Source organism: Rossellomorea yichunensis, assembly GCF_032337515.1.
GTDB classification, from domain to species: Bacteria; Bacillota; Bacilli; order Bacillales; family Bacillaceae_B; genus Rossellomorea; species Rossellomorea yichunensis.
On the sequence record NZ_JAVYAD010000007.1, the window covers coordinates 168,189 to 191,650 of the forward strand.

The following is a 23,462-nucleotide window of genomic DNA, read 5'->3' on the forward strand; positions in this document are numbered from 1 at the left end:
AATCAACATATGTTTGTTCAAGAGCGTATAGAGGGTTGTTTGGTCATTAAATTTAAGTTATTAAGGTCACGCTAGGTTTGCTCAAAAATTCGCACCATAACTTATCTTTAGGAGGCACACGATGAAATTTGCAGGTATAGGCTTAGTTATGCTGGCCGCTATATGCTGGGGTATTAGTGGTGGGATTGCCGATGTTTTAATGAACAAGGGCTGGAATCCTATTGTGATTTCACTTTACAGGGGGGTTGTTGGATTTATATGTTTTTTGGTGTGGTTTCTTCTTCGCTTTAGACAAAATCGGGACATTTCTACCCGTTTATATTTATGGTCTTTATTTGCAGGTGTTGGTGTTGCTGGAAACTTCACTTTTTATTTTCTAAGTATCGAAGCCTCAAGCGTTGCGGTTGCCGCTACTTTAATGTACACCGCACCTGTGTTCGTCCTGTTAACCTCTTTCTTTTTACGAATAGAACATTCTACTTGGTTTAAATGGGGCTGAATTACCGGTGTTCTTTTGGGGATCATCCTGCTTACAGGTGCCTACAATACTGAATCGATTTCAGTGAGTTTTTTTGGGGTGGCAGCGGGACTTGCTGCTGGCCTTTCTTATGCTTTGTTTATATTCGGGTTTAAAAATGCCTCTTCTATCGGAAACCCACACACTACGCTAACCATTGCTTTTTTTTCATTTTGTCTTATCCTTTTTCTGTTTACGGACAAGGGTGAAGCAGCTGCTGTGTTGGCGTCAACGGATATAGGATGGTTTTTACTGTTAGGGATCCTCGGGGCTGGACTGTCCTTTATATTGTATGTGACTGGAATTCGATTGACTACTCCGACAAATGCTTCGATGGTCGCTATGGTAGAGCCCGTGACAGCCTCCTTATTTGGCGTTTTGGTTATCGGGGATCACTTGACCCGCATTCAAATTCTTGGCATGGTGGTCATCCTTGTTACGATCACCGTCCTTAGTGTGAAGCAGTCCGACTGAGAAAGTTTATCTCCTTTAAACGAATTAATTTGATCCAAATTATTTTTGTGAAACGGAATTTTCTCAGTAAAAAAACAGTTCATAGGTATAAAATAAAAAGTGGAATGACCCATGATATAGAAATAAAACGTCCTGTGCCAATTCACAGGACGTTTTTTATGTCATTTATAGGTTATGCACTCCAAAAAAGAACGGATTATTTACACACAGGGATGATTCCACCTATCAAGCATACCACTTATGCCACATATGATCATTTCTGCCTCTTACAAAGGCATCCACCCGGTTACGGCCCCAGGACACGGCTCCCGGTGAAGAACGAACGCCTCCTCTTGGTGCTCCAAGGTCTTCCCAATTACTCCAGCGGGAACCATTCCACCATTTGTGCCACATATTGTTGTTGTCTCCACGAACAAAGGTATCGATCCGGTTCGGAGCCCATGATGATGCTGCGGGAGCGCCTTCGAATCCTCTAGGTGGTGAGCCCAGGTCCTCCCAGTTACTCCAGCGGGAACCATTCCACCACTTATGCCACATCCGGTCATTGTTTCCTCTTACAAAGCAATCGATTCGATTCGGCCCCCAGGATACAGCACCTGGTGAATCCCTCAAACCTCCTCTTGGAGCTCCGAGGTTTTCCCATTGGCTCCATCGGCTTCCGTCCCACCATTTATGCCAGAGATTGTTGTCATTCCCTTGCACGAAAACATCGAGGCGATTTGCTTGCCATGATGCAACCGTAGGATCTCCCTTGAACCCACGTGGTGGTCCTCCAAGGTCTTCCCATTCATTCCATCTCGATCCATCCCACCACTTATGCCAAAGTGTATCCCGATTCCCTCTGACAAACGTATCAATACGGTTCGGTCCCCATGACACGGCAGCCGGGGAACTCCTTAAACCTCTCCTTGGTGCACCGAGATCCTCCCAATTACTCCAGCGGGAACCGTTCCACCATTTGTGATACATTCTGTCATTCTCACCTCGTACAAATGTATCCAGCCTGTTAGCCTGCCAGGAAGAAACGGCAGGTGAACCCTTCATTCCCCGTGGCGGTGCCCCAAGGTCCTCCCATTCCCTCCAGTTTGACCGCCAATCAAATGGATCTTCGTAGACAGGTTGTTCATAGAATCCTTGATAAGGATCATAATAGTTCAGCTGTTGTGGATAATAATTTAAATCACGTTGCTGCTCGTATGGTGGATAGAACTGTTGATAAGTATGTGGCAACAGACCATCTTCATAATGGTTTCTGACTTCTGGCCAATACGGATAGCATTCTTGTTGAACATCACACGGTATCACAGGATATCGTCGCGGAAAAAACATATGCATCCCTCCTCTGCATTTACTTTATGCAGGAGCCCAGATGAAGGAGCATGTACAGTTCTTGTCAATGAATAACCTCTTCTTAAACTTCGAAAAGAATTTAAAGCCTTTAGAACTCAGTTACTGAAATAGATTCTAATGAAAGAAATATCCATTCTTCCCCATAAAAAATTTAGCACCTATAACATAGGTGCTAATAATCACACTCTTTATAATCGGAAGTGGGTTTTCAAACATCCTTCTTTTTGTCTGCGATTGATACTCCGTCCGTTTTATAATGCATTTTAATATTTGTGAAAACCTCGGTTGCCCCGTGTTGTATCCCTACTTCCTGGGTCTCTTTAATGACGCTCATAATTTTATCATAATCACCTTCGACCACCGTTTCCATCGGCCCCACTTCGTATGTTAAGCCTGATTCTTTTACCACTTCGATCATTTTTGGGATAACGCCATGTGTATCCACGTCTTTTCCGTTTGGCATGGTTTGAAATCCTACAGTTAATGTTGGCATCTGCATGCTCCTTTCTCTACATTTCTATATATTTACCTCCCTCCAGAAGCAGATAAACATGTAGAGATTTATCGAGGCGTACTAGAACCCCTCCGCGTCCCCATAAAATTCTTACTGCCTTTACTTTTCCTTGTATTAGCTCTAGGCCGGGCTGCCTTATACCACTGGTAACAGAAGATAATGATCAGGATCCAATCGATCATATCTCCGCCATAGTACATAATCATCCCACCACTCTCTGCCTGTTCACGCGGGACACCGGCTGGAGGATAGGCGTATATGTATTTCGACAAAATGCCATGACCGGTCAAGGCAAGGATCAATACAGTTCCTCTGTAAATATAACTGGTTCTATGTGGAGCGGGATCAATATATATCATGGAAATTGTGAATAGATATCCAGACAGAAAAACATGGATATGTATGAACAAATAAAGGAGAATGTATTGATGCATCTCTTCGTACACACTGGTTGAGTAAAGAACCCACAGGCCTCCAATATTGAGGATGACAGCGACAATGGGGTCACTGATAATGCCCATCATACGGCTTTTCAGTATTCGTGAAAGCCTCCTGGCCAAAGTGACAGGCAGGGTCCGCAGTACAAGTGTCACCGGTGCAGCGAGTACCATGAGTAGAGGGGCCAACATTCCAAGGAGCAAATGACCAAGCATATGGGAAGTAAACTCCATATGTGCCCGCTGAACCAAGGGTCCTGATACTGCGCTTAAAGCACAGCAGACACCGACGATCCATAAGATTGTACGGGAAATTGGCCATTGTTTATGTTTGCGATTGGAAACGACCACAGCAAGCAGATACAGGACAAATATCACTGTAAATGGAATGGTTAGAAGAATCTGAGAAACCGAACCGATGCCTTGAGATGCTTGTGTAATAGAATGATCAGCGTGCATTGGCAACAGTCTCATTCTTTTTATATCCAGTATTTACAACCAATAAGAAACCTGCAAGAATCATAGCAGCCGCAATCACATTCCAGACAATATCATACACAATGACATTCTCTACATAGCGTATCTGATGAATTCCCATCAACTTATGCTGCACTGTCCCGTCATACAATTGAAATCCTCCTGCACCAAGCAAAATGCCTCCCCACCATCTCTTCATCCACAATACTTTTTTCCGGCGTAAATCAGCATACATAAATAACCCGCCGATTGTAGCAAACCAGCTAAATGCATGAAAAAAACCATCAGATACTAGCCCTATCGTTGTTGTGGACTTGTCATAAAAATGATGCCAATGAAGCAACTGATGGAATACTGTTTCATCAATAAATGCAACGATCCCCATCCCAAATAAGATACCGGACCATAGATTCCTTGTTGAAGACGTCTTTGTATAGGTGGCTTTCATAGTTACAGGACCCTCCTTTGTAAATTATTAGCCATTCTACCCCTTCCTTTATGGGGATAAACTTTTCTTAAATAGGTCTAAATGGTTCATGAGCCATTGAAAAACTCGCCTTCCCCCTTAGTTCCGAAAGACTTATCGGAAGGTACTTACTATAATATCAAAAATAAAAACAGGACCTTTCGACTAAAAAAGGTCCTGTTTTCCTATTTATTCTTGAATGACATACTGTTGATATTTTTCAAAATCACTTACCTTACACTCGATTGTCAATTTTGTCCCAGCTTCTTCATATTCTGTTTCCACTACATTCGCTTGTTCATTGAAATAAGAAATCAAATGGCCTTTATCGTAAGGAATAACCATCTGACACTTTTTGTAGTTTTTAAAAATATAACTCTTCACGACGTCCAGTAATTCGTCCATCCCGATTCTCTTTTTAGCCGATAAATAAATTCGATCCTTTTCGACTCTAGGAACCTCTCCTTCTACTAACTCTGATTTATTAAAGGCATAGATGACTGGAATGTCGCCCACTCCAATGCCTTCAAGGGTTTTATCAGTCACCTTCATCAATTTCTCGTAGTGGGGATCGGAATAATCAACCACGTGAATGATGAGATCAGCCTCCACCACTTCTTCAAGTGTTGAACGGAACGCTTTGACCAACTGATGGGGCAGTTTGTTAACGAATCCAACCGTGTCTGTCAGGAGAAATGCCTTTTTGTCCGGTAAGGTGATATTTCTCACCGATGTTTCAAGAGTCGCAAACAACATATCCTTTTCAAATACTTGTTTATTCTCGTTTGGATGGAATTTTTCTACGAAAGCATTCATAGTCGTAGACTTCCCTGCATTTGTGTATCCGACAAGGGATACGACCGGTATCTCACTCTTTCGACGCTGCTTACGCTGGGTACTTCGCAAGTCGACGAGGGAATCCAGCTCTTTATTCAACGCTGTGATTTTCTCTTCAATCTTACGTCGATCAAGCTCGAGCTTCGTTTCACCCGCACCACGGTTCGCGAGTCCTGAGCCGCCGCCTTGACGCCCCAGTGACTCACGGCGTCCTATAAGACGCGGGAGCATGTATTGCAATTGAGCTACCTCTACTTGAAGTTGCGCTTCCCGGGTTTTCGCACGTTCTGCGAAGATATCGAGAATCAACATCGTCCGGTCCATTACCCGAATATCGAGCTTCTCTTCCAGTACACGAATTTGCGAAGGAGACAGCTCATCATTCGAAATGAGCACCTCTGCTTCCCACTCTTCAATAAGTGGCAGGAGCTCCTCGATCTTCCCCTTACCAATATAATGAACATGATTCGGACGGGGCAGATTTTGAGTCAGTTCACCGACAACATCAATATGCCTCGCTTCTGCCAATCCATTTAACTCAAGCATCGAATATTCGAAGTCATTATTCTTATCTTTTGTATTAACGCCTATGGCGATTGCTTTTAAACGTTCTTCCATTACTTCGTCACTTCCTATCTTTTAGTGTGTACAGAAAAAAACACAGGCCTCTGCCTGTGCTTTTCGTAAATGGATTTGAATAAACCGGTGGCGCATGAAGAAGACCGCATTTTCCCCTGGCGTTTTCCCAAGAAAACACACAAAATGGCACCACTCGGTAAGTATTCAGTTCTATTTTTTCAAGAAGAAAAGAAAGAGGAGCCATTCAGCCGCTCTTTCCTTCATTCAACGTCAAATGAAGAATTCCTTTAAAAATAGTCAGACCGATCCCATTTACCCTGCACACAGGCAGAGCCTTTGAACATATTCAATTAAGCGTTCAAATTGCGGATGCGTAGTCTGATTAAAATCAAAAGGAAAACCTCCATTTCTCATAAATTATAATCATCTTACCACAAACAGCTGAGGATGGGAAGATATGGTTTGAGGGACGGACCTTCAATTAGCCAAATCCATATTGGAATTGCCTATTTAGAGGTCCGTCCCTCGCTTCATATATCTGAGAAGCCGCAGGTTCAGACAGGATAGAAGGAGGATGAGCGCAAATTGGGCAATGGAGAGTGAGATGTTCCAGTTGGTGGTGTGAAAGAGATCGAGCGCTGCTGTGCATTGTTGAATCACACTCAAGACCGCAATCCAAACAAGGTATCTCCATAGAGTGGGATCATTCGCTTGCCTGCTCAAAAAAATCAAAAGCGGGACACTTAATAATATCAACCGATAAAAGAAATCAAACGGATGTACGTCTTTCACAACATAATAATAAAGCTCATATCTCCCTTTCAATACCGCGTCTATAAACAAATTCATATATAAGATAAAGAATAGGCTTCCATACCACTCCAGAGGCGTCAAATGAAAGAACGTCTTCTTTATACCAAGTAATTTATCAACGAATCGAAAGTTATATAACAAGGTCATATATAAGATTGGATAAATAGGAACGGAGTATATCAGTCTCCAGCCACTGTACTGAAAGAAGGTAGAATAGTGAGCGGCCACAAACTCATAACATAATGCAAATAGTGTCCACCCCAGTATGTACATCCCCTTGATGATTAAATTCTTCTTTGCGGGAAAAAAAGCTAAAAACAGGATATTAATCGCTGGGTAAATCCCAACCGCACCTACAAAATCAATCCAGTCCACCCCTGCTTCGAAATAGGAATATAACTTGAACATTCCACCCAAAATGGAATCTGCAAATAAAGCTAAATATATGGAAAACAAAGAAGTAACGTACATCTCGATGATCAGAAGCCTTTTTCTTACCATATAGACGAAACCATTCAGGACAAAAATTGTTATCCACATCAATAGCATATACATCATCCTAGCCATTCTTTAGATGTATTCATTATTCACTTAAATCATGGGAATACACTCTAAAAAACCATAAATATAAGAATCTCGATAAATAAATCTTTTAAGAAAAATCTATACTAATGATACATTTTTTGAACAGAAGGAGACCTATCCATGTCACATCATCCCAAAACAAATTTAACCTCAGCCGAATGGCCGCTCTTTGGTCTACATATCAAAGTGACACTTTGGCTCTGTGTGTATTTGAATATTTCCTTGCAAAAAATCAGGACCCTGATACGGCATCCATTCTCCGTTTATCTCAAGAAAAATCTGAGCAGCATATTGACTTCATCTCATCCATTTTCAAAGAGGAACATATCCCTATCCCTTTTGGATTTTCAAAGGAAAAGGACGTGTTCCCAGATGCCCCTGCCATTTATGGCGATACGTTTTTCTTAATGTATCTCCGGCAAATGGCGAAGGTTGGGATGATTACCTATAGCGGGGCCGTATCCCTTACTGTACGAGAAGACATCCTTGATTTCTTCCAACAGGCCCTTCGATTTTCCAGTGACCTCTACAAAAAAGCAACGGAGACAGGAAAGGAAAAAGGAGTTTTAATAAGGCCCCCATATATTGATTATCCTGAAAAAGTGGAATTTATTAAGGAAAAATCATATATGAGTTCCAGCCTGAATCCCTTTGTCAATAGACGGCCACTGAATGCCATTGAAATATCACATTTATTCCTTAACACGGAAACCAATTTACTCGGAAGCATGATTGCGACAAGCTTCGCACAAATGGCGCAATCAAAGGAAGTAAGAAAATTCATGTCCAGGACGCAGGAAATTGCACAAAAGCACCTCAATATATTTAGTGATGCTCTCATCAATAATGATATGCAGGCTCCCATGTCTTGGGATACCAATGTAAAAGCTTCAACTGTCCCTGCTTTCTCCGATAAACTGATGATGTTCCACACCACTCTGATAAGTAATGCCGGGATGGGGAACTATGGTACGGCTGCAGCGGCAAGTATGAGAGCTGACCTTGTATCAAATTATTTTAGACTCATACTGGAGGTGGCGGAATTAGGCAAAAGTGGTGCGGACATCTTGATCAATAACGGCTGGCTGGAAGAACCACCTCAATCTGCTGATCGAAAGAAGTTGGCGGAAGATAAGTGATGAGGTGAGGTCCGTCCCTCATCACGTTAACCTACTAAAGAAAAAAACTCCAAATCAACTCTTTTCCACTTGATTTACAAGCGGAATGATGGAAGATTTGGAGGTCCGTCCCTCAGTTCTTGATCGATACATTTACTTGATCGGAATGGGAAATGGTGATGGGGTGTTGTCCGCTTCCTAGTTTGAGGGTGGCGGATTTGTTCGGGATTCCTTCTTCGATTACGTCTTTATCGGATGCACTCACAGGTTCTGTCATTTGCCATTCTACTTCCTCCCCTTGGATGTCTCCGACGTTATCGGCATTGATGGTCAGGTCTTCATTTGAGGCGAGAATCAGGTTGACCCGCGCAGAGGTTGATACTTCCCAGGAGCTCGAAAGGGTTCTAGGTTTTAATGTGACTTCACTGTAGTCACTCGAGATTTCGAGGGACTTGGATGCCGGGATAACGAGTGTCGCATCCATCTCCTGCCCTGATTGCATCCAGCCATTGTAGTCAGGAAGACTTTTTAATGTGATATAAAGTGTATCATCTTTCCTTGTCGTCATTAGATAATCTTCCGGATTCCCAAGTAATGGTTTCCCTTCAGTAAAGGAAGAACGATACGTACCAAACACACTCACTTCTTTATCCGTAACTGTTTCAACCGTTAACGTATGATGGCTTGAATCAACGACGATCCGTTTCACCTCATCACCTACCTGATAGTTAAACGAAGGAAGGTCTGCTGTTCTCATTTCAGAATCAAAGAACGTTTGCAACTCCCCTGTCAATCCTGTCGCCTGCAGAACCGTAAATCCGATTCCCACCGTTCCTATGACAGCCACAAATATTATACTAAGGAAATCATATTTTAATATTGGCTTCTCCTGCTTTGATAAGAATAAGTACACTAGGATTTCTGCCCCTAACACAATCAGCAGTACAGGCCACCAACCTGCCAGCACATAGGCTGAATCCCATTTTAACAGCTGTGAAAACAGGAGGAAAATTCCCAGGAACAAAAGGGATGCCCCCATTGAGATGGATCCGACTCGCCAAGTTCTCATTCTGATACCTCCTCTTTTGAATGGGCTTTTTTACTTCCGGACACCAATTTAATTCCCCCCCCTATAAGAAGGAGGCAAACAATTCCCGGCTGGATATAGCTATACATCACATGATACAAATCAATGCCATACGTCTCTAAAAACGGTAATGATAGGGGCATAAGGATGTTCGTAGCCAAGTAATAAACTCCAAGCAACATCAATCCAATTCCTACCCACTTCTGCTGATTGATTAAGTAAGACACAATCGGCGTATCTTCTAAAGGTTCCTTTCCGTGTTTAGAAGCACGTTGCAATCCATCAAAGAAGCTGTAGAACCAGATGATCGGAACTAAGAATAGAAAAATCCCTAACCGAAGTACGTCTAATATATAAATGGAGAATAAGAACACTGCCATAAGCTGAATGCCCCGTCGCTGATAACCAAGATACAAATGCCCCGCCCCCGGAAACATCGATAAAAATGTGGCGAATGCCTTACTCTTTCTCCCACCTTCATGCTGGGCTTCCAGGTCTTCCAATACTGACCTATCCGTCAACACTTCCCCAGCCTGTTTTTTATTCAGAAGTTGCATCGTATCGAAGAAATTGTATACCCATACGACAGGTAGAACGATCAAGAACACCATAAACTCCCCTCTCCCCGTCATCGCTGTTACAAAGAGAATCATCGCAGCTACTCCGAGGAACGTTGCCAAAAATGTGACACCACGGTTCATCAATCCCAGTTGAAAATGACCGAGCCCTGGTACCATGGATAGAATGATGGTATAGAAGCGTTCGGTGCTCAGCTGTCCAGAATCACTTTCTACCACCGGTTCTCTTGAAGCTTCATTCGCTTTCAACATTCTTGATGCCACAAGTGCCGTATTAACGATACTGATGAGATATAATAAGAACGCAAACCCAATGGTGATAAAAGCTAAACCATCCCAGTTCAACACTTGTGCTCCCACGAATGCAACGGGAAATGACGCCATCAATACGAGGATAAACAGGGCCCCTCTTAATACCTTACCTAAGTACATCAATCCCACACCGGGTATAAAAGCCAACAAAAACGCAATGATTGGATTCTTCTTTTTATCCATCTTACTCTGCCTCCTGTTCTTCAATTTTTTCTACTTCATCAAGTAAAGCCGTTGTTTTATTTAAGATATTTTCTGTAAAGGATGCCGACTGCTGACCTCTTTCAAATTCCGTCGTGATCTTTATAAGTTCACCAAAGATACCAGTCGCCATCAAAATCAACGTCATGGCCGTAGCCAGCACGTAATGAAACACCTTTTCCTCATACCAGAGTTTCTTCACTGGCTTCTTCACTGAATCCGGCTTAAACGGAATTCGCTCCATCACCTCATCTGTATAGAGGGACGGACCTTCAATGGAAGGAAGCTCGTCTTGAACCGATTCGATTGCTTCCATATAAAGACTCATGCATTGATCGCAGCCGTATAAATGCTCCTCGTATTCGGTTCGCTTATTATCTTTCATTTCATCTCTGGCGTAATTCTTCCACTCTTCCAATGCAATATGACTCATATGAAATCCTCCTCCTTCCAGTGCTTCCGCATCCAAAGCCTTGCCCGGTACAGCTTTGTTTCAATCGTCTTCACCTGCACATGCTGTTCATTTGCAAGCTGCTGATAGGACTTTTCTTTTATGTAGAATCCTTCAATCACTTCTCTGTAAGATTCGGGAACTTCTTCTAAATGCCTCAAAACGAGCTGCTTTTGTTCTTTTTTTAATAATCGTCTTTCTACAGCATCCCGGGACTCTCTCTCAGGGAGGTCGTCGACCAGGTCCTCCTTCTGTCTTGCCTGTCTTCGCTTACAATCAATGGCATGGTTCACAGCGATTCTCGTCATCCATGTCTTGAACCCTTGATGCTCGTACTGGGGGAGAGAGGAATAAATCTTCATCCATGCTTCCTGTGATGCATCTTCCGCATCTTTCTGATTTCTCAGAACGCCGTAAATGCATTTAAAAACATACTGCTTATGCATTTCGATCAACATCCGAAACGCATGCTCACTGCCATTCATCGCCTTTTCAATTAGCGGATCCACCAACCTCTCTCCCCCTTTCTTGTGGTCTCATAGTAATAGACGAAAGAAAATGGTGATTCCCTACAGTTTTTTCGAAATTTTTTTGTTGGAGATGGTGCCCGTTACATTTGATTGGATTCTTAGCTGGTCATGGCTCGTAACTTCATGATTTGAGATTTCATCTTTAAATTCTGGATTTCGCCGTTAAACATCGACTCAACAGGAGATTATATGAACCGGGTAGAACCGGGTAGCGGATCGATATCTCCTATTGAATGCACGTTCGCTGATATATTTGAAATTTCACTGATATAATGAAAATTCCGCTGATAAACTGGTCGATTTCGCTGATATAATGACAAGTTCCAGAATTTCGCTCCCTCTTACTAATCGAAACAATACGAATTTTGTAGGTTATTCGTTGGTTCTCGATAAAAAGATCCAGCAACGCAACTTTATCCAATTTATCTCGATTAAAATTGAAAAAAATCGCAATTTATATCAATCTCTCCACATCCCCACTGCCACACCCATCCAGAAAATCACCCTTATTTACCACCTAACAAGAAATCCACATTCCTGATATACTCGTAAAGTACTTATCTTCATAAAAAAGGGAGTGGATATGATGAAAGAGGGAATTACCTTAATAGTGGAGATCATTAACAACCTCCACGACATGTTAATAAGAATAACGAGTGAGCTCGGTTTCACCCTTACGGATAAAGATCTGCACTTTTGGATTATGGGGATCATCGGTATCTCCGTGTTCTTTTTTGTATACATTGTGTCTAAGATTCTATCGAAGCTTAAGTTCGGGATCACGGCTCTGGCTTTCTTCTATACATTGACCTTCATGTTTGTGTTGGTCTTCGCAATTGAAATTCAGCAGGCAATCACAAACCGGGGGCAGATGGAGTTTATTGATGCCATCGTTGGTTTATGGGGATACATTGTGTTTTTCTTCATCTACATTGGTTTCGCAGCCATCATTCTACTAATTAAGTATTTCTATCAAAAGCTTTCCCGGAACAAAGAAGAGACCCTGTCATAAAAAAAGAGCAAACGCCATATGCGCTTGCTCCCCAACTATTTCATCTTACATAAACACTTCAATTCCATTGGATTCCTCACTCAAAAGACCCTCAAGAACCTCTCGTTTAATCCTCATACCACCCATACGATATCGATTAGATACCTCTTCTGTCTCCACTTCTTCACCATTAACCACAACGCGGCCGCTCTCTTGCCCCATATGATAAGTGAATGTCACTGGACGATTCATAAATTTAAAATCAAATGTCAATCCGTCAAATTTCTCAGGTAAAACGGGATCTATGATCAAATCTTCTGCTTCTTGACGGATACCCAGGCAGTTGGATATTAATTGATTCATGTAGATTCCAGGTCCGCTTGAGTAGATTCTCCAGCCGCCTTTTACCGGTACGGTCCCTGCGCGCAGCTCGTTAAAGCGTTCTTGCGCCTCGTATCGAGTATTGAATTTACCGTCGGAGCTGCTGAAGTATGCGTTACTTTGTCTTCTTTCAGCGTTTGGAACGACTTCAGTCAACCCGACCGGATTGATGATTTCAAGTCCCTTCCACACTTCCTCCGTATTTCCGAGCTTCGCCATCGCTTCAACAAAGCGAATATGAGCGTGAACATATTGCAGACCGATTTCCCGGCCGAAATTGGCTGCTTGTTCTGCTCGTTTGAAATGTGTGCTTACTCCACCTTCATAGTTTGCAGGGCGGTTCATTAATCGGACTCCGTCTGGACAGTAGAGGTGTTCCTTCACCAATTTGTAGTGGGATTCTGCTTGTTCCCTTGTGAATAATTCAGAAATGATACTGCGGTTCATCGGCAGCAGTCGATACTCTATGCCCGTTTTCGTGTCCGTCGGGTGAAGCATTAATTCTGCATGTGCCGGCTCTTCCATGTACACGAAGCCTGGTATCACATCATTTTGTAAAATATAGCGTTTGTAATCATTCTGTATTCCTGAAGCAAGTGCCTTGAATTTCGAAGCTTCTTCATCCCGTACTCCCTCAAGCACGTTAGATAATTGATTCAAGACCTGATAGGTAAGGGCTACTGTCCAGCTGCTCGCCATGAATTGTTTCAGCTGGGGGTTTGCCGGTTGAAGCGTATCATCCCAGTCCCCATCGCCGTATGACGAAAGGAATGTGTCATGCAAGAAATGCTCTTTAATGTAGGCGATTTCTTTATGAATATGGTGTAATAGCGTCGCCTTTCCTTCCGATAAATCAAAGCCATCCCGGGTCGAATAAGGGATTTCTTCCTCCAGAATACTGTAATCATTGGTTGCTGTGATATAGTCACCGACAACTTTTAACGGCCAAACGATGATATCTCCATGACTATCATCCTGCTGGATCTTGAAGTAACGGTCAAACATGAACCATTGCGGCCAATTACCGTTGTCTTCATATTGATGGGAATAGACGGTTTTGATGATATCTTTCACACTTTGGTAGTTGTGAGTGGCCATGAAGTACTCCGTCGGACCCTGGCAAACATCGCGGGTTCCCCATGCCGCTCCGCCGTATTGCTCCAGTCCATGTGGTACGGAGAAATGGACAAGCATATTGTGAGTGTACCACCACGATAAGGAGTTGACTTTGGCCAGTTCACTAGGAACCTCCCCATGTTGAGAAAGCTTGAACCCATTCATCACTTGATGATAGTACTCTCGATAGCGCTCAATTTCAACGGTCATATCCGACTTTTCGAATTCTCTATCTTCCCCGTGAAGAAGTCCTTGAATGGTCATGGTCCATTCTGATGTCGCGGTTAAGTCGAGTACACAAAGTGATGCACTTCCGGCTGGGAGGTTCTTACCCAATCTTTCCTCGTTCTCCACACTCATGTCAGCCCCATCTACCTTCATCTTGTAACATAGGTCAGGGTACGTCTGGCTGCTTTCAGATTGAGAATCAGCAGAAACGGCGAGAATATCACCATTTTTTTCAAGCTTATAAGGGACTTCATACTCATTGTTGTTCATTGTAATCTGATTGGAAACAAGATAACGGTACTGTTTTCCGTTCTCTGATCGTACGTTCAGTCGGACTTCAGGCGTATCGACCGTCGTATAATTTGTAATGATGATCGTGTCATCCTGCGTCTTGTAATACCAGCGTGCATAGTTGAAGCCTAATTCAAACATGGAAGGCATGGTTAATAAACGATACACTCCCTCAACCTCAACATAAATGCGCTGACCGGACGTTTTCATGACGTTCAAATGATTCCGGGTATTCGTTATCATCTTGTTAAACGATGTATTTCCAATCACGAGTTGGGAGTTGAATACTCCGTACATGAAGGATGTGGATGTGATGGTCCCTTCCTTCAGCTCATGATTTCCTCCAGACATGAGGATGTGTCCATGAGGGCGTTCAACCACCAATTCTTTTTCCTTTAACACGACATGTTCGTGAGTGTCTGTGAAGAAGGAAAGCAAACGGTCGCCATCCCATTCTTCCGTATGACGCTCAGTAAATAGACCATCAATTTCTTCTTTGGACATTTCTTCCGTTTGAAGGGGTTCGCCAATTTCAGGTGATAGAATCACCTTTTCGAGAGGAGCACTGAAACTCTCATTAAGCTGCTGTACTTCATTCCATGCATGTTCCACCTCTTGGTGATATTCTAATGTTGTGATCGCCTCAGAATGATTTTCTCTGAATAGACCGTAGAAGACAAAATGTTCTTGTCCTGATAATTGGACCTTCTCTGATTGCAGTGCCGTATATGCAAATTCATATTGATAGACTTCGTTTGCCAATGAAGGCGTGGTCAAGATTTCCGGTTGGTTTGTTTCCTTGTACGATAAGCCGAAAAATTGGAACCCGTCCGTCGAGTAGCCGACCGTCTTTCCGATAGATCCTTGCTGAATATACGGAAAGCCATTCGATTGTGGTTGATTTTGACGAGAGCAGACGACAAATCCTTTATCATCTTCAAATACTTTGTGATCCACGTATTGGGACATATAAGCTTCATTTGAGCGGACGCCGCCTTTATCTGCCAATCCTAAGTCCTGTCCATAAATGACATCGACCTCCGCGTCCTGCCCATCTACCATCACATCCCAGAACCAAACTCCTGTTTGTGTCAAAGAAAAGGTTACTTCGAATTGAAGAGTCTTATGGTTCCCTGACCACTTCACCTGTGTTTCTGAAAATCGCACCTCACTCGTTGATTGAACACCGATTAATGGGACAATCTCGATTTGGGATGATTCATAGATTCGTAGATAAAGATTGTTTAACGAGCCATCGATGGAATTCGTCAATAATTGGTTGATCATGGTAGATGCATGGTTTATTTCAAAAAGATCACCGCTATTTAAAAAGGTGAATTGAAGATCACCGGATGTAAGCTTATGTGTAGTATTCATTCTGTTCCCCTCATTTCGTCTATTTTACTAATGTAAAGGATTGCTCCATTGCTTCTTTGCTATTTGGACCTGCATAGGCAATAAATGTACCCGGGTCACTGTCAAACTGTAAATCTGAATGATGATAACGTAGCTGTGGTTCTGATAGGGTAAAGGTAACCAGCTTCTGCTCTCCCGGTTCCAGGACGATTTTTTGAAAGTCCTTAAGTTCCTTTAGTGGTCGGATCACTTCCCCGCTTACATCCCGCACATAAAGCTGAACGACTTCCTCGCCTCTCATAGATCCGCTGTTTGTTACGGTAACCGAAACGGTAATCGGCTGATTTGGTGTCATAACAGATTCAGTAATCGTCATGTCGCTATACGAAAATGAGGTATAACTTAAACCGAAACCAAACGGTAGAAGCGGATCATTCGGAATATCCAGGTATTGTGAAACATAACGGACCTGGGCATCCGGTGCTCCCTTTGGTCTTCCGGTATTGAAGTGATTATAGTAAACCGGTACCTGTCCTACACTATATGGGAAGGACATGGTCAGTCGTCCGGACGGATTTTCATCTCCGTATAAAAGGTCGGCCACCGCTGCCCCGCCTTCCGTTCCGGGGTACCAGGCTTCGAGGACCGCATCTACCTGGTCGATGACCCCATGTAAATCCAGTGGTCTACCATTAAATAGAATGGCCACCATCGGTTTATTTAATTTCTTCAATCGCGAAACAAGTTCCAGCTGGGCATCAGGTAGTTTAATATTCGCTCTACACCCTGCCTCCCCACTCATTTCAGAATCCTCCCCAAGTGCCAGAACGATGATATCTGCTCCTTCCGCCACTCTCTCTGCCTCAAGCAATTGCTCTTCAGAAACCGTTTGAATTTCAGATCCTTTAGCAATCGTTAGGTGAGAAGATTCCACTTTCATCTTCATTCCATCCATTAATGTCACGGCATCTTCTTTTGATCCTAACCATGACCAAGGTCCAAGGATGTCCTTGTTTTGAGCAAAAGGTCCAATAAGTGAAATTTTCTGGTTCCGTTTTAAAGGTAAAACGCTCTCATTTTTAAGTAGAACGCAAGACTTTGCTGCTAGTTTACGAGCTGCCAAGCGGTGTTCAGAGTTTAACACCACTTCTTGTTCAAGCTTTTCATCTGCACCGCGGTAAGGATTCTCGAATAATCCTAACTTTTGTTTAAGCTCTAAAATGCGTAAAACGCCTTCGTCGATGATGGATTCATCTACTGCTTTTTCTTCCACCAGCGTTTTTAAATATTTCACATACGTCGAAGTCATCATTTCGATATCAACACCGGCTGTAATTGCTTTAAGGGCAGCTTCCTTCTCATCCTCTGCCACACCATGGGGAATCATTTCTTTCACTGCTCCCCAATCCGATATAAGAACTCCCTTGAATTCCATTTCTTCTCGAAGTATGGATCGCATAAGCTTTTTATTTCCTGTAGCCGGTATCCCAAACACCGTATTAAAAGCGGTCATGACCATTTCACAGCCTTCATCAAGAGCCGCTTTGTATGCCGGTAAATAGGTTTCTCTGAGTTCCCGCTCCGACATATCAACCGTGTTATAATCACGTCCGCCTTCAGCTGCACCATAGGCGGCAAAGTGTTTGACACAAGCTGCCACACGGTTATGGTCGTGAGTTAGATCCTTCCCTTGAAACCCTCTCACAAATGCTCTGGCAAATTGACTGTTTAAAAAGGAATCTTCACCTGTAGACTCCATCACTCTTCCCCAGCGAGGATCGCGAACGAGATCCACCATCGGGGCAAACGTCACATGGACTCCGGATACTGATGCTTCTTTTGCAGCAATTTCCGCACTCTTTTCCGCTAACTCCAGGTCCCATGAGCATCCGATCCCAAGAGGTACCGGGAAGATCGTTTTGAAACCGTGTACAATATCAGACATGACTAATAAAGGAATGCCCAGTCTGTTTTCTTCCATATGAGTGCGCTGAATGTTAATAACGTTCCTTGCACCAGAAGCTCCCAATACAGATCCACTATTTCGGACAACTTCCTCGTCGATCCCCATGTCGACCATCGGGCCGGTAATTTCACCTTGATCGCTTGCCCCTTTAAAAAAAGGAGTAGCAAGCTGGGTAAGCTGTGCAATTTTTTCATCCAATGTCATTTTGTCAAGTAATGCAGTCAGTTTATTTTCATTCATAAGTAGAACCTCCAATTGGTTTTTTCATTTTGGTTCTTTCAAATTATTGAAACGTTTCGATTAACAATTGAAGAAAAGTATAAAGGTAAATGGTTGGTCAGTCAACTATATAATCTAACTCTACCACCCTTCTAAAAACCTTGTTATAACAATAAATTACATAAGGTATATATAGGTGTAATATGGAATGAAACTTAAAATTCTAGTATTTTTCAGAAAAGTGTTGAAAGCGGATACACCTTTGATTATAATATAGTCATCGAAACGTTTCAATAACACCTGGTAAGATATTTTCCATAACAGGAAATTAACTCTTACCACCTCTGATTCAATTTTTTTAATAGGGTTTCAAACTAATAGAAATGGAGATGAAGGTATGAAAAAGAAAACATGGTCTTTCTTTATGATTTGTGTACTTGCGCTATCTACTGTATTAGCAGGCTGCGGCGGTGGAAGCGATTCTGAAGATGGGAAGAAAACCATCACTGTCTGGGCAATGGGTGAAGAAGGTAAGAAGCTTAGTAAGCTTGCTGAAGAATTTGAAAAAGAAAACACAGATATCAAAGTAAAGGTACAAGCGATTCCTTGGGAAACAGCTCATGACAAACTATTAACAGCTGTTGCTTCAAAAAATGGACCTGACGTTCTTCAACTGGGTACAACCTGGGTTCCGGAGTTTGCAGACGCAGGAGCGTTGCTTGATTTAACTCCATATTTAGAAGATTACCCGGATTTCAAACCTGAGAACTATTTCGCAGGTTCTGCGGACTCTATGACCTATGATGATCAAGTGGTCGGGATTCCTTGGTATATCGATACTCGTGTCTTATACTACCGAACTGACCTGTTAAAAGAAGCAGGATACGATCAAGCACCTGCTACTTGGGATGAAATGAAAGATGCAGCGACGAAGTTAAACGACAGAGGCGATGATGTTTACGGTCTTGATATCGACCGCAACGACCAAATCACACCGTTTATCTTTGCTTGGCAAAATGGGTATGAATTTGAAGGTAAAGATAAGATGAATTTCGATAGTCCTGAATTTAAAGAAGCGATAGAATACTATACAAGCTACTTTAAGGAAGGAATCAGCCCTACTACTGAAGGAATGGATATTGTCCAGGCGTTTAAAGATGGCGTGAAACCGATGTTCTTCAGTGGTCCATGGATGATCAATATCATTAATGACCAGGCTCCGGATCTTAAGGATAAATGGTCAGTGGCCGTTATGCCGAAGAAAGAAAAGAATACATCAAGCATGGGTGGAGCAAACTTCTCTATCTTCCATAATTCAGAGAATGTAGACGAGTCCCTTAAATTCATCTCTTATGTGAATGAAGTGGATACACAAATGGAATGGCTGGAAATGTCCAATACTCTTCCATCAAGAAAAGAAGCATGGGAAGAGCCTAAATTAAAAGACGATCCACTATTATCCGTGTTCGGGGAACAGCTGAAATCTACTAAAGCTTCTCCACAAATCAAAGAGTTTGAAAAGATCGCACAAGAATTCCTTTCAACAATTGAGAGAGTAACCGTTGGCGACGCTGACTTAGACAAAGAATTAGAACAATTTAATAAAAAAGCACAGGAAATGGTAGAAGAGTAAATCGAGTCATTCAAGACGAAAATAAATGAAACAAACGCTTCTATTATGAAGTTATAGTAAGGTACATTTGGAGTTACAGGCATAAGGATCAGCCCTTTGCCTGAGCTCCATTTTTAGCAAGCTTACCTTTACGAAGCGTAGTTTTAGTTAGGTGGGATATCATGGGCAATGGATTCAAATTCAGTAAAAACAATAAACATCCATATGTGTTTATAGCTCCTGCGGTTATCATATTGACTGTCTTTAGTATCATTCCGATCATTGTAGCGTTCTTTATTAGCTTTACAGACCTTGACTTAAAAGGCTTAGCTGATTGGTCCAACATCAGTTTCATCGGACTTGAGAATTATTCAAAGTTGATAACGGATGATTTATTTCATAAGTCGATCATTAATACGTTGTTTTATGTAGTCATCGGCGTTCCCCTTGTCATTATATTCTCTTTGGGAATCGCCTTATTGCTGAACTACGGAACAAGCTCGTTATTCAAAGTATTTCGGGGCGTATACTACATGCCTTCCATCACAAATATCATTGCCGTCGCAGTTATTTGGGGATTTCTTTACAATACAGAGTACGGGTTGTTCAACTACCTATTATCACTATTAGATGTGGATAAAATTCCTTGGTTAGGAGAGCCAACGATTGCGAAACTATCGTTGATTGTTTTAGCCGTATGGAAGGGAATCGGAATCAACATGATCATCTTCCTTGCTGCCTTGCAAGGAATACCGAAGTCCTATTACGAGGCTGCTGAAATGGATGGTGCCAATCGATTACAGGTACTGTTCAATGTCACGATTCCATTACTCCGGTATGCTACTTTCTTCGTGACGATCACCACCCTGATTGGCTGGTTGCAATTCTTCGAAGAACCATTTGTCATGACCAATGGCGGTCCATTGGACGGTACGATATCAATGGCATTATTCATCTACAAAAAAGGCTTCCAATTCAGTGAATTTGGTTATGCCGCAGCAGGTTCGTTTATTCTATTTATCTTTATCATTTTGATTACGCTATTCCAATTCAAGCTTAGAAAATCTGATACAGAATATTAAGTCTGAAAATTTATTAGTATCGGGGCTGAAACAATGAAAGCAAATACAATGAAACGAAAAACCGAAAAAACGCTGGTTGCCTTACTCATGATTCTTGGTGGAGTCCTTGTATCCATCCCTTTCATCTGGATGATTTCAAGCTCATTCAAACCTGAAAGTGAAGTTCTGCAAATCCCACCTACCCTGTTCCCAGAGAATCCTACAATGGAGAACTACCTTAACTTATTTGAAAGCATGAACTTTGGTGTGTATTTGAGAAATACCCTTGTCATCGTCTTATTTTCCTTTTTAGGATTATTCTTTAATGCCATGGCCGGTTATGGATTTGCAAAGTTTCATTTTAAAGGGAAAGAAAAGATCTTTTATATAGTGCTTGCAACCATGATGATTCCTGCACAAGTCACGATGATTCCCGTTTACTTAATCTTGAACGAGATGGGATTGACCAATACGATGGCCGGGATCATCCTGCCGGGGCTTGCAGCAGCATTCAGTATCTTCCTATTCAGACAGTTTATGACCACGATTCCAACTGATCTGCTTGAAGCAGCCCGCCTTGATGGGGCAGGAGAATTCTATATCTTCTTTAAATTAATCGTTCCCATCGCGAAGCCGATCTTTGCTGTACAGGGAATCCTGACGTTTATCGGAGCATGGAACAGCTTCCTATGGCCGTTGATCATCGCGAATGATGAGAGTCTCTACACCCTTTCAGTAGGACTATCCCTCCTTCAAGGGCAGTATGCGAATAACTTTGGTCTTCAAATGGCTGGAGCAGCCTTCATGGTCGTACCGATTATCATCATCTTCTCTTTCTTCCAAAAATATATCGTCGAAGGCTTTACGATGTCGGGGATTAAATAGTAAGGGGAAAACATCACCTCTACTAGTCGAGAGTGTGAATGACTATACTATAAAGGTATAATGGATTTAACAATTTAGATGGAACAACCGCTATTCGTATAGCAATCAAGGATGTGAATAAATGGCAACAATCAAAGATGTAGCAAAGCTTTCAGGAGTAGCCGTTTCAACGGCCTCCTACGCTTTAAATAACAGTACCAAAGTAAGCGAAGAAACAAGAAAGAAAGTATTGGATGCAGCAAAACAATTGAACTATCAAAAGAACGGACTCGCATCCGATTTAAAACGTACCAACACGAATACCATCGCCTTGATTCTGAGTGATTTATCAGGTCCGTATTATTCTGAATTAATTAAAGGCGTCCAGGATGTGACATCTACTAACGGGTACGACCTCATAGCCTGCAGTTCAATTGGCGGTGCCCAATCTACAGCCATTAAATTTTTGAAAGAAAAACGAGTCGACGGTGTGATTATCTTAGCCCATAACATCACAGACGAAACGATATTGGAATCCACCCGCGAAGGATTCCCTATCGTCGTGTTGGACCGGGATATTAAACATGACTATGTTCTCCAGGTGGAAGTCGACAATGTCGAAGGTGGATTTCAGGCTACGGAACATCTGATTAGGAAAGGTCACCGGAATATTGCTTATATTAGCGGACCTTATAACTCCCATGACAATGAACTCCGCTTCCAGGGCTTTAAGCAAGCCTTGGAGAAACATGATATTCCTTATCGTTCTAAATGGAAAACATCAGGTGGATTTACACGTGAAGGCGGATATAAAGCAACGAAAATGCTCATTGCCCAACAAGATATCCCCCAAGCCATTTTTTATGCCAACGATGAAATGGCGATCGGTGGCTTGCAGGCCCTGTCAGAGAAGAATATTCGGGTCCCGGAAGACCTTTCCATTATCGGATTTGATGATATTCAACTGGCTGAGTACGTATCTCCCCCATTGACCACAATGAGACAGCCGAAATACGAAGCCGGCGCACTCGCTGTTCATCTAATCTTTCAGAAGCTTGCTAAAGAGGAAGTCGATCCTTATTATAAGTTGACGACTGAATTAGTGGAACGGAAATCAGTTAAGGACAATAAGTAGACTTGAAGAGAAGCGAATCCGTGAAGATGGGTTTGCTTTTTCTTTATCTTCGTGAAACACCTCTAAAAGCTTATGTATCCTTCTTATTGCAAATAACACTTCTAATAATGTCACCTGTACAAAAACACATTCCAACTCCTCTCTTAAAGTGACTCTTACTAGAACCTCCTCCACATACGTTAACAAAACCTTCACAAATATTAGGTACATTGTGTGATTGAGATGGTATTTTACTGGGTATACAATGAGGAGGAATGAATATTCATTCCGTATTTAACCGATGAAAGGCTGAATCCTTATGGCAACTGCAGTAAATAAACGAGACAGCATTATATCAAGCGCTTTGGTTCTTTTTGCTGAGCGTGGATATGACGCGACTACGATTCCAATGATTGCGACATCTGCAGGAGTTGGAGCCGGTACCATCTATCGTTACTTTGATAACAAAGAAGTGCTTGGCAACAAGCTTTTTCAAGAGTATGTAAGGATATTTACAGAAACTCTTGAAAATGAATTCCCTTATGATGAAACCATTCGGGAGCAATTTCATCATATATTTCAAGCCATGATTCAATTTACAACAAAGCAAAGCCAAGCACTTTATTTTATTAAAACACATAGCAGTGCCCATTTTTTAGATAAAGTAAGTCATGATAGCTTTCAAGGACTCCTGGAGATCCTAAAGAATTTCTTTGATTCAGGAAAAGAGAAAAAAGAAATTAAGGAGCTTCCTTCCTCCGCTCTGATTGCCATCGTTTACGGAGCGTTTCTAGAGCTTCAACGATTGGTTCGTATTGGGGAGCTGGAACCGGAAGCAAAACTATTAAAAGATGTAGAAGAAAGTATGTGGGACGCTGTACGGTTACATGTATGAGAAATGATTTGTTTCTCATACACCAAACGGAATGAACGTTCA

General features: G+C 42.2%; 19 protein-coding genes and 1 pseudogene. 8 read left to right on the forward strand and 12 right to left on the reverse strand.

Translation table 11 applies throughout. From position 1 onward, the window contains the following. Positions 1-121 precede the first annotated feature (121 nt). Positions 122-991: pseudogene (locus RSX31_RS19135) on the forward strand (DMT family transporter). Between the two features lie 225 nt (positions 992-1,216). Here RSX31_RS19135 and RSX31_RS19140 read toward each other — a convergent pair. The 6 genes from RSX31_RS19140 to RSX31_RS19165 all read right to left on the reverse strand — a co-directional run bounded on the left by RSX31_RS19140 (position 1,217) and on the right by RSX31_RS19165 (position 7,013). Continuing rightward, a complete protein-coding gene (locus RSX31_RS19140; protein WP_315635692.1) occupies positions 1,217-2,320 on the reverse strand; it encodes a carbohydrate-binding protein in 1,104 nt (367 codons plus the stop codon). A 229-nt stretch (positions 2,321-2,549) separates the two neighbouring features. Further along, positions 2,550-2,834 carry a thiamine-binding protein gene (locus RSX31_RS19145; RefSeq protein ID WP_148967989.1) on the reverse strand — a complete coding sequence of 95 codons (285 nt, stop codon included), beginning with the start codon at positions 2,832-2,834 and terminating at the stop codon, positions 2,550-2,552. A gap of 68 nt (positions 2,835-2,902) precedes the next feature. After that, a complete protein-coding gene (locus RSX31_RS19150; protein ID WP_315635693.1) occupies positions 2,903-3,751 on the reverse strand; it encodes a cytochrome c oxidase assembly protein in 849 nt (282 codons plus the stop codon). Beyond that, positions 3,741-4,217, reverse strand: coding sequence for a DUF2243 domain-containing protein (locus RSX31_RS19155; protein ID WP_148994434.1), 477 nt, complete (start codon positions 4,215-4,217; stop codon positions 3,741-3,743). Before RSX31_RS19155 ends, RSX31_RS19150 begins: the two co-directional genes overlap by 11 nt. A 207-nt stretch (positions 4,218-4,424) precedes the next feature. Continuing rightward, positions 4,425-5,690: a GTPase HflX gene (gene hflX, locus RSX31_RS19160; protein WP_315635694.1), complete on the reverse strand. Its 1,266-nt coding sequence runs from the start codon at positions 5,688-5,690 to the stop codon at positions 4,425-4,427. Positions 5,691-6,161: 471 nt separating this feature from the next. After that, positions 6,162-7,013, reverse strand: coding sequence for a CBO0543 family protein (locus RSX31_RS19165; RefSeq protein ID WP_315635695.1), 852 nt, complete (start codon positions 7,011-7,013; stop codon positions 6,162-6,164). 134 nt (positions 7,014-7,147) lie between these two features. On the opposite strand from RSX31_RS19165, the gene RSX31_RS19170 reads away from it, so the two are divergent. Continuing rightward, positions 7,148-8,188, forward strand: a complete 1,041-nt coding sequence (locus RSX31_RS19170; RefSeq protein ID WP_315635696.1) for a DUF3231 family protein — start codon at positions 7,148-7,150, stop codon at positions 8,186-8,188. Between the two features lie 112 nt (positions 8,189-8,300). On the opposite strand, the gene RSX31_RS19175 is transcribed toward RSX31_RS19170, so the two are convergent. The 4 genes from RSX31_RS19175 to RSX31_RS19190 are packed head-to-tail and all read right to left on the reverse strand — an operon-like array spanning position 8,301 to position 11,305. Beyond that, the gene (locus RSX31_RS19175) at positions 8,301-9,236 is read right to left on the reverse strand and encodes a hypothetical protein (RefSeq protein WP_315635697.1); all 936 of its coding nucleotides are present in this window, start codon (positions 9,234-9,236) and stop codon (positions 8,301-8,303) included. Then, the gene (locus RSX31_RS19180) at positions 9,233-10,327 is read right to left on the reverse strand and encodes a hypothetical protein (protein ID WP_315635698.1); all 1,095 of its coding nucleotides are present in this window, start codon (positions 10,325-10,327) and stop codon (positions 9,233-9,235) included. Before RSX31_RS19180 ends, RSX31_RS19175 begins: the two co-directional genes overlap by 4 nt. 1 nt (position 10,328) lies before the next feature. After that, positions 10,329-10,778, reverse strand: a complete 450-nt coding sequence (locus RSX31_RS19185; protein WP_315635699.1) for a hypothetical protein — start codon at positions 10,776-10,778, stop codon at positions 10,329-10,331. After that, positions 10,775-11,305, reverse strand: a complete 531-nt coding sequence (locus RSX31_RS19190) for a sigma-70 family RNA polymerase sigma factor (protein ID WP_315635832.1) — start codon at positions 11,303-11,305, stop codon at positions 10,775-10,777. The genes RSX31_RS19185 and RSX31_RS19190 overlap by 4 nt, the downstream gene beginning before the upstream one ends. Before the next feature lie 607 nt (positions 11,306-11,912). On the opposite strand from RSX31_RS19190, the gene RSX31_RS19195 reads away from it, so the two are divergent. After that, positions 11,913-12,338: a hypothetical protein gene (locus RSX31_RS19195; RefSeq protein ID WP_148968207.1), complete on the forward strand. Its 426-nt coding sequence runs from the start codon at positions 11,913-11,915 to the stop codon at positions 12,336-12,338. A gap of 45 nt (positions 12,339-12,383) precedes the next feature. On the opposite strand, the gene RSX31_RS19200 is transcribed toward RSX31_RS19195, so the two are convergent. Together RSX31_RS19200 and bglX are read right to left on the reverse strand one after the other, a co-directional pair. Further along, a complete protein-coding gene (locus RSX31_RS19200) occupies positions 12,384-15,710 on the reverse strand; it encodes a GH36-type glycosyl hydrolase domain-containing protein (protein ID WP_315635700.1) in 3,327 nt (1,108 codons plus the stop codon). Between the two features lie 19 nt (positions 15,711-15,729). Continuing rightward, positions 15,730-17,895, reverse strand: coding sequence for a beta-glucosidase BglX (gene bglX, locus RSX31_RS19205; protein ID WP_315635701.1), 2,166 nt, complete (start codon positions 17,893-17,895; stop codon positions 15,730-15,732). A gap of 376 nt (positions 17,896-18,271) precedes the next feature. On the opposite strand from bglX, the gene RSX31_RS19210 reads away from it, so the two are divergent. From RSX31_RS19210 to RSX31_RS19230, 5 genes are all read left to right on the forward strand, one after another. Next, positions 18,272-19,507, forward strand: coding sequence for a sugar ABC transporter substrate-binding protein (locus RSX31_RS19210; RefSeq protein ID WP_315635702.1), 1,236 nt, complete (start codon positions 18,272-18,274; stop codon positions 19,505-19,507). Between the two features lie 161 nt (positions 19,508-19,668). Then, positions 19,669-20,568, forward strand: a complete 900-nt coding sequence (locus RSX31_RS19215) for a carbohydrate ABC transporter permease (protein WP_148967978.1) — start codon at positions 19,669-19,671, stop codon at positions 20,566-20,568. A gap of 33 nt (positions 20,569-20,601) precedes the next feature. After that, positions 20,602-21,432 carry a carbohydrate ABC transporter permease gene (locus tag RSX31_RS19220; RefSeq protein ID WP_315635703.1) on the forward strand — a complete coding sequence of 277 codons (831 nt, stop codon included), beginning with the start codon at positions 20,602-20,604 and terminating at the stop codon, positions 21,430-21,432. A gap of 121 nt (positions 21,433-21,553) precedes the next feature. Beyond that, positions 21,554-22,546 (forward strand): LacI family DNA-binding transcriptional regulator, encoded by a 993-nt coding sequence (locus tag RSX31_RS19225; protein ID WP_315635704.1) that lies wholly within the window; start codon positions 21,554-21,556, stop codon positions 22,544-22,546. Between the two features lie 298 nt (positions 22,547-22,844). Beyond that, a complete protein-coding gene (locus RSX31_RS19230; RefSeq protein ID WP_315635705.1) occupies positions 22,845-23,420 on the forward strand; it encodes a TetR/AcrR family transcriptional regulator in 576 nt (191 codons plus the stop codon). The last annotated feature ends 42 nt before the right edge of the window (positions 23,421-23,462 follow it).

What these genes read in the sequence shown, in the direction of transcription:
- RSX31_RS19140 (WP_315635692.1), bottom strand. Translation starts at nt 2,320, where the DNA reads ATGTTTTTTCCGCGACGATATCCTGTGATACCGTGTGATGTTCAACAA.
- RSX31_RS19145 (WP_148967989.1), bottom strand. Translation starts at nt 2,834, where the DNA reads ATGCCAACATTAACTGTAGGATTTCAAACCATGCCAAACGGAAAAGAC.
- RSX31_RS19150 (WP_315635693.1), bottom strand. Translation starts at nt 3,751, where the DNA reads ATGCACGCTGATCATTCTATTACACAAGCATCTCAAGGCATCGGTTCG.
- RSX31_RS19155 (WP_148994434.1), bottom strand. Translation starts at nt 4,217, where the DNA reads ATGAAAGCCACCTATACAAAGACGTCTTCAACAAGGAATCTATGGTCC.
- hflX (WP_315635694.1), bottom strand. Translation starts at nt 5,690, where the DNA reads ATGGAAGAACGTTTAAAAGCAATCGCCATAGGCGTTAATACAAAAGAT.
- RSX31_RS19165 (WP_315635695.1), bottom strand. Translation starts at nt 7,013, where the DNA reads ATGCTATTGATGTGGATAACAATTTTTGTCCTGAATGGTTTCGTCTAT.
- RSX31_RS19175 (WP_315635697.1), bottom strand. Translation starts at nt 9,236, where the DNA reads ATGAGAACTTGGCGAGTCGGATCCATCTCAATGGGGGCATCCCTTTTG.
- RSX31_RS19180 (WP_315635698.1), bottom strand. Translation starts at nt 10,327, where the DNA reads ATGGATAAAAAGAAGAATCCAATCATTGCGTTTTTGTTGGCTTTTATA.
- RSX31_RS19185 (WP_315635699.1), bottom strand. Translation starts at nt 10,778, where the DNA reads ATGAGTCATATTGCATTGGAAGAGTGGAAGAATTACGCCAGAGATGAA.
- RSX31_RS19195 (WP_148968207.1), top strand. Translation starts at nt 11,913, where the DNA reads ATGAAAGAGGGAATTACCTTAATAGTGGAGATCATTAACAACCTCCAC.
- RSX31_RS19200 (WP_315635700.1), bottom strand. Translation starts at nt 15,710, where the DNA reads ATGAATACTACACATAAGCTTACATCCGGTGATCTTCAATTCACCTTT.
- bglX (WP_315635701.1), bottom strand. Translation starts at nt 17,895, where the DNA reads ATGAATGAAAATAAACTGACTGCATTACTTGACAAAATGACATTGGAT.
- RSX31_RS19210 (WP_315635702.1), top strand. Translation starts at nt 18,272, where the DNA reads ATGAAAAAGAAAACATGGTCTTTCTTTATGATTTGTGTACTTGCGCTA.
- RSX31_RS19215 (WP_148967978.1), top strand. Translation starts at nt 19,669, where the DNA reads ATGGGCAATGGATTCAAATTCAGTAAAAACAATAAACATCCATATGTG.
- RSX31_RS19220 (WP_315635703.1), top strand. Translation starts at nt 20,602, where the DNA reads ATGAAAGCAAATACAATGAAACGAAAAACCGAAAAAACGCTGGTTGCC.
- RSX31_RS19225 (WP_315635704.1), top strand. Translation starts at nt 21,554, where the DNA reads ATGGCAACAATCAAAGATGTAGCAAAGCTTTCAGGAGTAGCCGTTTCA.
- RSX31_RS19230 (WP_315635705.1), top strand. Translation starts at nt 22,845, where the DNA reads ATGGCAACTGCAGTAAATAAACGAGACAGCATTATATCAAGCGCTTTG.